This is a genomic window from Streptomyces griseosporeus, from assembly GCF_014656055.1.
Taxonomy (GTDB): domain Bacteria; phylum Actinomycetota; class Actinomycetes; order Streptomycetales; family Streptomycetaceae; genus Streptomyces; species Streptomyces griseosporeus.
This window is the reverse complement of the sequence record NZ_BNBR01000002.1, coordinates 599255-611014: the sequence shown is the minus strand read 5'-3', so window position 1 is coordinate 611014 and position 11760 is coordinate 599255. Positions and strand designations below refer to the sequence as shown.

General features: G+C 73.4%; 10 protein-coding genes and 1 pseudogene. 8 read left to right on the top strand and 3 right to left on the bottom strand.

Annotated features, from left to right (window positions below; all coding sequences use genetic code 11):
- Positions 1 to 14 precede the first annotated feature (14 nt).
- Entirely contained in the window at positions 15 to 407 is a 393-nt protein-coding gene (locus tag IE308_RS11775) for a VOC family protein (protein WP_110626309.1), read from the top strand.
- Positions 408 to 459: 52 nt separating this feature from the next.
- Positions 460 to 1530 carry an adenosine deaminase gene (locus IE308_RS11770; protein WP_190217833.1) on the top strand — a complete coding sequence of 357 codons (1071 nt, stop codon included), beginning with the start codon at positions 460 to 462 and terminating at the stop codon, positions 1528 to 1530.
- On the opposite strand, the gene IE308_RS11765 is transcribed toward IE308_RS11770, so the two are convergent.
- Together IE308_RS11765 and IE308_RS11760 are read right to left on the bottom strand one after the other, a co-directional pair.
- Positions 1512 to 2027 (bottom strand): mycothiol transferase, encoded by a 516-nt coding sequence (locus IE308_RS11765; protein WP_110626307.1) that lies wholly within the window; start codon positions 2025 to 2027, stop codon positions 1512 to 1514. The genes IE308_RS11770 and IE308_RS11765 overlap by 19 nt on opposite strands.
- Positions 2028 to 2310: 283 nt before the next feature.
- Positions 2311 to 3201 (bottom strand): LysR family transcriptional regulator, encoded by an 891-nt coding sequence (locus IE308_RS11760; protein ID WP_190217832.1) that lies wholly within the window; start codon positions 3199 to 3201, stop codon positions 2311 to 2313.
- A 155-nt stretch (positions 3202 to 3356) separates the two neighbouring features.
- Between IE308_RS11760 and mgrA the strand changes: the two genes are divergently transcribed.
- The 5 genes from mgrA to IE308_RS11735 all read left to right on the top strand — a co-directional run bounded on the left by mgrA (position 3357) and on the right by IE308_RS11735 (position 9152).
- A complete protein-coding gene (gene mgrA / locus IE308_RS11755) occupies positions 3357 to 4349 on the top strand; it encodes an L-glyceraldehyde 3-phosphate reductase (RefSeq protein ID WP_190217831.1) in 993 nt (330 codons plus the stop codon).
- Positions 4350 to 4729: 380 nt separating this feature from the next.
- Positions 4730 to 5140 (top strand): hypothetical protein, encoded by a 411-nt coding sequence (locus tag IE308_RS11750; protein WP_190217830.1) that lies wholly within the window; start codon positions 4730 to 4732, stop codon positions 5138 to 5140.
- A gap of 118 nt (positions 5141 to 5258) precedes the next feature.
- Entirely contained in the window at positions 5259 to 7601 is a 2343-nt protein-coding gene (locus IE308_RS11745) for an FHA domain-containing protein (protein WP_110626303.1), read from the top strand.
- 7 nt (positions 7602 to 7608) lie between these two features.
- A complete protein-coding gene (locus tag IE308_RS11740) occupies positions 7609 to 8154 on the top strand; it encodes a hypothetical protein (RefSeq protein WP_110626302.1) in 546 nt (181 codons plus the stop codon).
- Positions 8154 to 9152 carry a serine/threonine-protein kinase gene (locus IE308_RS11735; protein WP_110626301.1) on the top strand — a complete coding sequence of 333 codons (999 nt, stop codon included), beginning with the start codon at positions 8154 to 8156 and terminating at the stop codon, positions 9150 to 9152. Before IE308_RS11740 ends, IE308_RS11735 begins: the two co-directional genes overlap by 1 nt.
- Here IE308_RS11735 and IE308_RS11730 read toward each other — a convergent pair.
- The gene (locus IE308_RS11730) at positions 9133 to 10395 is read right to left on the bottom strand and encodes a streptophobe family protein (RefSeq protein WP_190217829.1); all 1263 of its coding nucleotides are present in this window, start codon (positions 10393 to 10395) and stop codon (positions 9133 to 9135) included. The two genes, IE308_RS11735 and IE308_RS11730, sit on opposite strands and share 20 nt — an antisense overlap.
- Positions 10396 to 10556: 161 nt before the next feature.
- On the opposite strand from IE308_RS11730, the pseudogene IE308_RS11725 reads away from it, so the two are divergent.
- Positions 10557 to 11720: pseudogene (locus IE308_RS11725) on the top strand (DUF6777 domain-containing protein); the annotation flags it as partial.
- Between the last annotated feature and the right edge of the window lie 40 nt (positions 11721 to 11760).

Below are 11760 nucleotides of genomic sequence, written 5' to 3'. Positions count from 1 at the left end.
CCCGAAAGGTTCCGATGAAGCGCATCGCCCTGGTCACCCTCGTCGTCGACGACTACGACGAGGCGATCCGCTTCTACACGGACGCCCTCGGTTTCCGCCTCGCCGAGGACGCGCCGCGGCCCGACGGCTCCCGCTGGGTCGTCGTGGAGCCCGGCGAACCCGGCAGCGGCCCCGGACTGCTGCTGGCCCGCGCCCGCGGTGAGGCGCAGGCCGCCCGGGTCGGCGACCAGACCGGCGGGCGCGTCGGGTTCTTCCTGCACACCGACGACTTCGCCCGCGACCACGCCCGCATGACCGCCGCCGGCGTGACCTTCCTGGAGGAGCCGCGGCACGAGCCGTACGGCACGGTCGCCGTCTTCCAGGACCTCTACGGCAACCGCTGGGACCTGCTGCAGCCCGCCGGCTGAGCCTCCAGCCGCTCGTTCCCTCGTACCGCCCCGCTCGAAGAAAGACCGCACCATGAACGCTACGCGCGTAGACGCCGATGTCCTCCGCCGCCTCCCCAAGGCCGTCCTGCACGACCACCTCGACGGCGGCCTGCGCCCCGCGACCCTGGTCGAGCTCGCCGCCGAGGTCGGCCACACCCTGCCGACCACCGACCCCGACGAGCTGGCCGCCTGGTTCTACGAGGCCGCCAACTCCGGCGACCTGGTCCGCTACATCGCCACCTTCGAGCACACCCTCGCCGTGATGCAGACCCGCGAGGGCCTGCTGCGCACCGCCGAGGAGTACGTCCTCGACCTCGCCGCCGACGGCGTCGTCTACGCCGAGGTGCGCTACGCCCCCGAGCTGAACACCCGGGGCGACCTGACCATGAGCGAGGTCGTCGAGACGGTCCAGGAGGGCCTGGCCGTCGGCATGGCGAAGGCCGCCGCCGCGGGCACTCCCGTCCACGTGGGCACCCTGCTGTGCGGCATGCGCATGTTCGACCGGGTCCGCGAGGCCGCCGACCTGGCCGTCGCCTTCCGGGACGCCGGTGTCGTCGGCTTCGACATAGCGGGCGCCGAGGACGGCTTCCCGCCCGCCGACCACCTCGCCGCCTTCGAGCACCTGCGCCGCGAGAGCGTGCCGTTCACCATCCACGCCGGCGAGGCGCACGGGCTGCCCAGCATCCACCAGGCGCTCCAGGTGTGCGGCGCCCAGCGCATCGGCCACGGTGTGCGGATCACCGAGGACATCGTCGACGGCAAGCTGGGCCGTCTCGCGTCCTGGATCCGCGACCGCCGGATCGCCCTGGAGATGTGCCCCACCTCCAACCTCCAGACCGGCTGCGCCACCTCCATCGCCGAGCACCCGATCACCGCGCTGAAGGACCTCGGCTTCCGCGTCACCCTGAACACCGACAACCGCCTGGTGTCCGGTACGACGATGACGCGCGAGATGTCCCTGCTGGTCGAGCAGGCGGGCTGGACGGTCGAGGACCTGCGCACGGTCACGGTGAACACCCTCAAGAGCGCGTTCCTCCCGTTCGACGAGCGCAAGGCCCTCATCGAGGACGTCGTCCTGCCGGGTTACGCCACCGCGCTCTGAAGCAGCCCGCGCACATAGGCGGCCTGTCCGACGTGCTGGAGATCGTCGGACAGGACGCTGACCAGCCGGACGCCGAGCGTGACCGGCGGATCCCAGCGCTCGTCCACGACGCGTTCGAGGTCCGCCGCGCTCACCCCGCGCAGCGCCCGCAGCGTCTGCTCGTGGACGGCGTCGTAGTACCCCGTGAGCAGGTCGCGCGAGTCGACGCGCACCTTGCCGACCTTCGCCGCGCTGTGCCCGTAGCCGGTGTCATGGCGCGGCAGGCCGAGGCCGAAGCGTTTCTCCCAGTCCTGGGTGAGCCACACCTGGTCCAGGTCGAAGGCGTCGGCGATGTGGTCGTCCTGGACCCGGGTGAGGTGCCAGATCAACCAGGCGATCGAGTTGGTCTCGGCGGTCGGGCGGGCGTTGAGGTCGTCCGGGCCGAGCCCCTCCACCGCCGCGTGGACTTCTTCCCGGATGCGGCCGTAGCCGTCGATGAGGATGTCCTTCGCATGCATACCGTCCACCATCCCGCATGACGGCCGCCGATGCGTGCGGAACGCCGCCCGCGTGGCCGGGATGCGCCGGGCGGGCCGGAACCCCTGCCGCTCACGGTGCCGGCAGCCTGCCGGTCACGGTGTTGGAACCCCGCCGCTCACAATGCCGGCACTCTGCCGCTCACGGTGTTGGAACCCCGCCGCTCACAGTGCCGGCACTCTGCCGCTCATGGTGCCGGAACCCCCGCCGCACACGGTGCCGGCAGCCTGCCGCCCAGTGCGCGGGACCCGGTGGCGTCGCCCTTCACGAGCCCTCGGCGGAACCCGTGAGCAGCCCCATCAGCGCCCGTGCCGCCGGACTGGCCGCCTGGGCGGGCGGCAGCAGGGCGACCGTCTCGTAGGTGACCTCCTCGACGCCCTTGAGCGGCAGCGCGCTGAGCGAGGGGCGCTTCTGCCGGAAGTGGCGCGGTACCACGGCGACGCCCAGGTTCTGGTCGACCAGGTCGAGCAGGCTGTGCACGTCGTTCACCTCCAGTGCGACCGTGCGCCGCACCCCCGCCCGCGCGAAGGCGGCGTCCGTGGCCCGGCGCGGCCCCCAGTCCTGCTGGAAGTCGACGAAGACCTCCCCGGCGATGTCGTCGGGCGTCACCGCCGCCCCCGCCGCGGCGAGCCGGTGGCTGGGATGGCACAGGACCGTCGTCGGCTCCCCGGCCAGCGCCACGGTGCGCAGCTGGTCGGTGTCGGGGCCGGTGCGGTAGGCGAAGGCCAGGTCCAGCCGCCCCGCCGCGACCTCCTCGGCCAGCGCGGCCGAACCGGTCTGCCGCAGCCGGATCTCCACATCCGGGTGCCGGTGCCGGAACGCCGCCAGCAGCCCCGCCACGTCGACGCCGGCGATGCACTGCTCGGTCCCCAGCGACAGCGTGCCGCGCAGCACCCCCTGCACGGCGGCCACCGCCTCGTGCGCCGCCCGCACCCCCGCCAGGATCCGTTCCGCCTCCCGGAGCAGGGCCCGCCCCGCCTCGGTGAGCGTCACCCTGCGCGTGGTCCGTACGAACAGCGGCGTCTGCAGCTCCCGCTCCAGCGCGCGGACGGACGCGGACAGACCCGACTGCGACACCATGAGCCGCTCGGCCGCCCGGGTGAAATGCTGGTCCTCGGCGACCGCGACGAAGTGCTGGAGCTGGCGCAATTCCATGGTGGTGCAGCCTAACCGCATTCATCGCCCGGCCCGCTGAATCCCATCGCATTCTTCTGTTGGACGTATCGCCGCAGGTCCGGCCAGAGTGGTAGCGGTCCCACGGACGCTGATCACGGGGACCTGACCCTGTGCCCACCCCTCATGGAGTCGCGTTGTACACCGCACACCCCGACCGCTACGCGGACATGCCCTACCGGCGCACCGGACGCAGCGGACTGAAGCTCCCCGCGCTGTCGCTCGGACTGTGGCACAACTTCGGCCCGGACCGGCCGGCCGAGACCCAGCGGGCCATCCTGCGCCGCGCGTTCGACCTCGGCGTCACGCACTTCGACCTCGCGAACAACTACGGCCCGCCGCCCGGCGCCGCCGAGGAGGCGCTCGGCGGGTTCCTGAGGACCGACTTCGCCCGCTACCGCGACGAGCTGGTCATCTCCACCAAGGCCGGCTACCTCATGTGGCCCGGCCCGTACGGCGAGTGGGGCTCCCGCAAGTACCTGCTCTCCTCGCTCGACCAGAGCCTCACCCGGATGGGCCTGGACTACGTCGACATCTTCTACTCGCACCGCCCGGACCCGGACACTCCGCTGGAGGAGACGATGGGCGCGCTGCACTCCGCGGTGCAGCAGGGCAAGGCGCTGTACGTCGGCGTCTCCAACTACTCGGCCGAGCAGACCCGGGAGGCCGCCCGCATCCTCGGCGAGCTGGGCACCCCGCTGCTGATCCACCAGCCGCGCTACTCGATGCTGGACCGCCGCCCCGAGGACGAGGGGCTGCTCGACGCCCTCGACGAGCTGCAGGTCGGCTCCATCGCCTACTCCCCGCTGGAGCAGGGCCTGCTCACCGCCCGCTACCTGGACGGCATCCCGGAGGACTCCCGCGCCGCGAGCGACAGCCCGTTCCTCGACACCGACGCGGTGACCGAGGACCTGGTGGCCAGGCTGCGCGCGCTGAACGACATCGCCGGTGCCCGCGGTCAGTCCCTGGCCCAGATGGCGCTGGCCTGGGTGCTGCGCGGCGGCCGGGTCACCTCCGCGCTGGTCGGCGCGAGCAGCCCGCAGCAGCTGGAGGACAGCGTCGCCGCCATCCGCGGCCTGGACTTCTCCGACGACGAGCTGTCCCGCATCGACGCGGTGATCAAGGGCTAGCCGGACGGATTCGGGCCAGACCGGATCGGCCCCCCGTCGGCCCGCTTCTCCGGGCCAACGCATGACCCTGCGTGACCGACCGGCCGGTCGTCCGTCTCTCGTCCGCCGCCCGCCGGGGTGCTCAGCAGCCCCGGCGGGCGGCGGACTTCGTGATGCGTCCCGGGTCGGCGCCGCAGGTCACGGACGAGCTGCGCGAGAGGCCGTCACGTTCCGGCCAGCCAGGGCCGTGAATATGCCAGGAGACTGGCCGGAAAAGCATGGTGACAGTGATTCAGGAGTGAACATACTCGAACACAAGGTGTAGTGCACCGCACACGAGCCGCACAGAAGGCCAGGCCACACCCGGTCGGCGAGAGCGACGCGCTTCGGGGGAGTGAGACGTGCACGACGAGTTCCTGTGCCATGTGACGGCGTACGGCGTCTGCGACGGCCGCCGCATCGGCGTCCCGCTCGGCACCTACCGGGCGCCCACGCTGGCGCTCGCCCTGTGGTGGCTGCGCGACCGGGCCTCCTGGATCGCGGAGCGCCTGGACCCGAGCCCCGATGACGGGCACTTACCGGCCGGTGCTCTGGTGCCGGTCGCGGACACCGTGCCCGACGTGCCGGGGGTGCTGCGCGCCTGGTGTGCCGACGCCGACCAGCAGGAGCGGGTCGCCGACGAGCTGGCCGACGGACGGCTGGTGCGGATCGCCGCCAGTGACGACACCACCGAGTACGAGCTGCTCGCCGAGTCCGTCGACGCGCTGCGCATGCAGCGGATGGCCGCCGGCCTGGCCATGCCCGTGGCGTGAGGCGGGCCCCGCCGCCCGGACCGCCCGCCGGTTCGTGCCGAGGCCCCAAGGACCTGGCCTCACGGCCTCTAGATCCCCTCGCCAGGCATATATGTGGACAAATCGGTAGAATCCTGGCATGGCGGAGCGGCCGGCCCTCTCCAGCGCACCCGAGCTCGTCCTCCAGACCGAGACGGGCTCCACGGTGATGGCTCCCGTCCGCGACTATCACGTCGGCCGCGACCCCCTGTCCGACATCGTCCTCAACGACGCCCGGGTCTCCTGGCACCACGCCGTCCTGCATCCCGAGGCCGACCACTGGACCCTGCACGACGAGGGCAGCACCAACGGCACCTACGCCGACGGCCGCCGCGTCCAGGACCGCTTCGTCGGACCCGGTACGGTCATCCGCTTCGGCAATCCCCAGGACGGACCCCGCGCGGTCCTCGCCGGACCGCTGCCCGTCCGGGGCCCCGAACGCCCCTCCGCGGTCTCCATGCCGGGCCTGACCAGCACCTTCCGGAAGCCCGCGACCGAGCGCCGGCTGCCCCCGGGCACCGTGCGCATCGGCCGCGCCGACGACAACGACCTCGTCGTGGACGACCTGATCGTCTCCCGCCGCCACGCCGAACTGCGGCCCCTGCCCGACGGCGGCCACGAGATCGTCGACGTCGGCAGCCACAACGGCACCTTCCTCAACGGCCGGCGCGTCACCCGCGCCCCGCTCGCCCCCGGCGACATCGTCGGCATCGGCCACTCCGCCTTCAGCCTCGTCGACGGCCGCCTCCAGGAGTACGTCGACACCGGCGAGATCTCCCTCGACGTGCAGGACCTGACCGTCGCCGTCGACCGCGGCCGCAAGGTCCTCCTCGACCACGTGTCCTTCCCGGTGGGGGAGAAGTGCCTGCTCGCGGTCGTCGGCCCGAGCGGCGCCGGCAAGTCCACCCTGCTGGGCGCGCTCACCGGGCAGCGCCCCGCCGACCACGGCACCGTCCTGTACGACGGCCGTGACCTCTACCGCGACTACGCCGAACTGCGCCAGCGCATCGGGCTCGTGCCGCAGGACGACATCCTGCACGTCCAGCTGACCGTCCGCAGCGCCCTCGCCTACGCCGCCGAGCTGCGCTTCCCGGAGGACACCGAGCGCGCCGAGCGCCGGGCCCGCGTCGACGAGGTGATGCGCGAACTGGGCCTCGAAGAGCGCGCGGGACAGCGCGTGCACAGCCTCTCCGGCGGGCAGCGCAAACGCGTCAGCGTGGCCCTGGAACTGCTCACCAAGCCGTCCCTGCTCTTCCTCGACGAGCCGACCTCCGGACTCGACCCCGGCATGGACCGTTCGGTGATGCAGATGCTGCGCGGCCTCGCCGACGACGGCCGCACCGTCATCGTCGTCACCCACAGCGTGCTCAGCCTGGACCTGTGCGACCGGCTGCTCGTGCTCGCCCCCGGCGGCAAGGTCGCCTACTTCGGGCCGCCCGCCGCCGCCCTGCCCTTCTTCGGCTTCGACGCCTGGCCGGAGGCGTTCGAGGCGTTCGAGGCGGACCGGCAGCGCGACTGGGCCGGCGACTACCGCCTCGCGCCCGAGTACCGCCGGTACGTCACCGACGCCGTCGTCCAGCCGCGCAGACCCCGCGAAGGACCGGTGATCATCACCCCGCCGTCCCCGCCGCGCAGCTGGGCCGCCCAGTTCAGCACCCTGGTACGCCGCTACACGGCCGTGCTCAGTGTCGACCGGGTCTTCCTCGTCACCATGATCGGGCTGCCGTTCATCATGGGGGTGCTGCTCCGCGCGGTCACCCGCGGTGAGCTGACCCGGCAGACCGAGATGAACGCCCTGCTCATCCTCACCATCGGCGGGGTGCTCATCGGCACCGCCAACGCCGTCCGCGAACTGGTGAAGGAACGGGTGATCTACCGGCGGGAACGGGCCGTCGGACTGCCCAGATCGGCGTACCTCGCCTCCAAGCTGCTCGTCCTCGGCACGATCACCGTGCTCCAGGCGGTGGTGCTCACCCTCGTCGGCCTCCTCGGCGTCGACCTGCACGCGCCCGGCGGACGCGGTGTCCTGCTGCCTCCGCTCGCCGAACTCGTCGTCGTCGAGTCCCTGCTGGCCTTCGCGGCGATGGCCCTCGGCCTGCTCGTCTCGGCCCTGGTGCCGAAGGAGGAGGTGACGATGCCGCTGCTGGTGCTGCTGACCATCGCGCAGGTCGTGTTCTGCGGGGCCGTACTGAAGCTGAACGGCGTGCCCGGCATGGAGCAGGTGGCCTGGCTGTCGCCCTCCCGCTGGTCGCTCGGCGCGGCGGCGGGCACCATCGAACTCTCCCCGAACCCGGCCAACCCCGTCGCCGGGGACCCCCTGTTCCGCCACGAGACCGGGGCGTGGCTGCGGAACGTGGCCGTCCTGCTGGCGCTGCCGGCCGTCTTCGCGTTCCTCGTGTCCCGCCTGCTGCGCCGGCACGAACCCGCCGTGATGCGGAAGTAGGGCGCCCATGACGACCCCCGGATTCCGTCCGACCCACGTCGTGCCCCCGCAGGGCATGCCCGCATGGGCGGCACCCGACCCCGCCGGGGCGACCGTGCCCCTCGACGCGCTGCTCCCGGTGCAGCTCGTGGACCGGCGCGGCGATTGGGGGCGGATCGTGTGCGCCAACGGCTGGTCCGCCTGGGTCGACGGCCGCCTGCTGATCGCCGTGCCCAAGGACCCGCCCACCCCGGGCGGGCCGCTCGGCAACGCCCCCGACCCGCGCCCGCTGCTCGCCCGCGCCGAGGCCGACCTCGCCCGCTACCGCACCGCCGTGGAGGACCTGGCCGCCGGGGAACTGGACGGCGAGGCCTTCCGCCACCGCACCCGCAACCTGCGGATCGGGGTGGTCGTCGACGGCCCCGACGTCTGGCTCTACGACGAGGAGCAGGGTCAGTGGGTGTACGGCGACGGCACCGGCCTGAGCACCTACGCCACCGACGCCGGGCCGCGGGCCACGGCGCCGCCCGCCCGCGCCCCGACCCGCCTGGTGGCGCCCGAGGGTGAACGGTGATGTCCCCGGACACCAGCCTGTTCTCCGGCCGACCCTCCGAACTGATCGGCCGCCGCATCGCGGGCTACCGCATCGAGCAGGAGATCGGCCGCGGCGGCATGGCCGTCGTCTACCGGGCCCGCGACCTCAGCCTGGAACGCACCGTCGCGCTGAAGCTGCTCGCCCCGGAACTCGCCCGCAACGACACCTTCCGCAAGCGCTTCGTCCACGAGTCCCGCACGGCCGCCGCCATCGACCACCCGCACATCGTGCCGGTCTTCGAGGCCGGCGAGACCGACGGCGTGCTCTACATCGCCATGCGGTACGTCCCCGGCAGCGACCTCAAGCACCTCATCGACCGGCAGGGCCCGCTGCCCCTGCCCGCCGCCGTGCGCATCGGAGCGCAGGTCGCCTCCGCGCTGGACGCCGCGCACGACCACGGTCTGGTCCACCGCGACGTCAAGCCCGGCAACGTCCTGGTGGACCGCGGCACCGACGCCGAACACCCCGAGCACGTGTACCTCACCGACTTCGGCCTGACCAAGAAGTCCCTGTCGCTCACCGGGTTCACCCAGATCGGCCAGTTCGTCGGCACCCTCGACTACGTCTCCCCGGAGCAGATCTCCGGGCGCCCCGTCGACGGCCGCTGTGACGTCTACGGCTTCGCCTGTGTCGTCTACGAGACCCTCTCCGGCCACCCGCCGTTCTGCCGGGACGACGACATGGCCCTGCTGTGGGCCCACCAGTACGACGAGCCGCCCCCGCTCACCGAGGCCCGCCCCGATCTGCCGGCCCGGGTCGACGCGGTGTTCGCCCGCGCCCTGGCCAAGAGCCCCGACGACCGCTACGACTCCTGCCTCGCCTTCGTGGCGGCGCTGCGCGACGCGGGCAGCGGCGGCGGTGGCCCGGACACCGGGCGCCCGCGGACCGAGGTGGACGTGAAGGCCGTACCGGAACCCGAGGTGACGGTGAAGGCGCCGCCGGACTGGGCCGGGCCCGTCACCGGCCGTCCCGGCTGAGCCGCGGATACCGTGCCGCCAGCGCCCCGAGGAACCCCGCCGCCAGTCCCCACAGCACCGCGAGCCCCAGCGCCGGCCACACGTCGGCCCGCAGCAGCAGCGAGCCACCCAGCCCGCCGCCCAGGTCGCCGATGCCCAGCACGGACAGGCTCAGATGCGCGGAGACCCGGCCGACCAGGCAGATCGTCAGCACCGCCAGGGCCAGCGCGACCGCCAGGTGCGCGGCGTGCCGCCACAGCGGCGGGCGCACCGGTGAGCGGACCGCCGTCAGCCAGGCGGTCACCAGCAGCAGTACGGCGTCGACGACCGGCAGCCACCACCAGCGGCCGTCGTGGTCGGTGAGCGTGCCGAGGTTCAGCGTGGCGATGTCCGGCGTGCGCAGCACCTGGTCCAGCACATGCGGCATCGGCAGGTCGAACGGCCCCTGGACATGCCCGTGCCAGGTCGCGCCCAGACCGAGTGTCAGGCCCAGCCACACCAGGTTCGGCAGCCCGAGCAGGACCACGGCCAGTGTCTCGGCCGGATGCCCGCGGGTCGCCGCGACGACGAGGGCGATGACCACGCCCACCACGACCTGCCCGAGCAGCAGCAGGACCAGGGCCTCCGCGGCCGGCCGCACCGACGCCCGCGCGGACGGCAGCCGCCCCGGCAGCGGCACCCGCCCCGACACCAGCACCGCGAGCAGCAGCACCCCGGCCAGCCACACCACGCCCACGAAGACCGTCAGCGGCACGTCCGCCCGGAAGCCGGCCCGCGGTGAGAGCCCGAACAGATCACCCAGGTCACCGAGCGTGTCGTCGCCCAGCGGGACGGCGAAGGTGTGCCGGGCGGCGAACGCCACCCCGATCAGCGCGAGCAGCCACAGCGCGGCGATCCGCCCCGCCCACCGGGCGGTGTCCCCGGGGCTCGTCACCGCACCGGACCGGAACGGCCGCAGGAACCCGGCGGCCAGGACCAGCGCCCCGACGACCGTGACCGACAGCGGCATCACCGTCAGGCCGGCCGAGGTGTCCAGCAGCGCGTCGGCGTCCCCGGACAGTTCCAGGGCGCCGCCGACGGCCGTGACCAGGGCCGCCGCGACCACCGGACCGAAGCCGCCGCCGGGCAGACCGGCCGCGCCGGCCGCCCACAGCCCCAGGGCGGCCGTGGCCGCCATGGCGACCAGCGCGGCCAGGACGGTGACGAGGGCGTGGACCCAGCCGGCGCGGGCGACGCCCCGGCCGGGGCGGTTCGACGTGCTCACCCCGCCACGCTAAGCAGCCCGGACCTGGCACGCCTGCCGGGAGAGCCGTCCGCGCCCGCTTGCGGACCAGGGCCGAACGGAGCACACAATAGGAGTAATGCGTATGAAATTGGCTCAAATCGGGTGACGCCCTTTTGGGCCCCTCGCGGGAAGAAGAGCTCGTGAGTGTCGAACCGCCGTCATCCGGCCATCCCACAGGACCACCGTCCGGCCCGCTGTCGGGCCCCTCGCAGCCGCCCCCCGGCCCGCCCCCACAGCCGCCCGGCACGGGCGGACCCGGCGACGGCCAGGAACCGCGGCACCCGTGGTGGCGGTCCGCGCCGCGCATCGCCGTCGTCGCCACCGCCCTCGTCGCCATCGTGGCGCTCGTCGTGGTCCTCACCCGGCCCGGCGGCGGCGGTACGGCGAGCGCCGGCGAGATCTTCGCCCAGCCCGCCGCCGGCAGCGGCCCCGACGCGTTCACCGAATCGACGGCCAGCGAGACCTCGGCCCCGCCCGTCTCCCCCTCCACCGGCACCGAGACCGCCCCCGCCAACGCCGTGCGCCAGGTCGACGGCGGCGCCCCCGGCCTGTACGGCGGCACCCGCAACGCCTCCAGCTGCGACATCGAGAAGCAGATCCGGCTGCTGCGCTCGGCCCCCGACAAGAACGAGGCGTTCGCCTCGGTCGCCGGCGTCCGCCCCGCCGACGTCGCCGCCTTCCTGCGCTCCCTCACCCCCGTGCAGCTGCGCATGGACACCCGGATCACCAACCACGGCTACCGCGACGGCGACGCCACCACCTACCAGGCCGTCCTCCAGGCCGGCACCGCCGTCCTCGTCGACGACCACGGCCTGCCCCGGGTGCGCTGCGCCTGCGGCAACCCGCTCACCCCGCCCGTCGCCCAGCAGGGCACGCCCGCCCGGACCGGCCAGACCTGGCCGTCGTACCGCTCCTCGAACGTCGTCGTGGTCCGGCCCACCACCGTCGAGGTCAAGGTCTTCGTCCTGTACGACCACAAGCACCACCACCACTGGTTCGCCCGGCACCGCGGGGACTCCGGCCACCACGACAAGCCGACCCCGCCGCCGCCCCGGCCCACCCCGACGGTGACCGTCTCCACGCCCAGCGGCCCCACACCGTGCCCGTCCGGTGCCGGTGCCTCCGCCCCCGGCTGCCCGTCCTCGTCGGCGAGCCAGACCACGAAGCCCCCGACGACGACACCGCCGACCTCGCACACCCCCTCGTCGTCGTCCAGCTCCGAGTCGCCCACGAAGACCAAGCCACCGACGTCGAACACGCCCAGCTCCGGCTCGACGACCCCCAGCTCCGAGCCGCCCTCCTCCACGAGCACGTCGCCGTCCTCGCACAAGCCCAGCCACCACC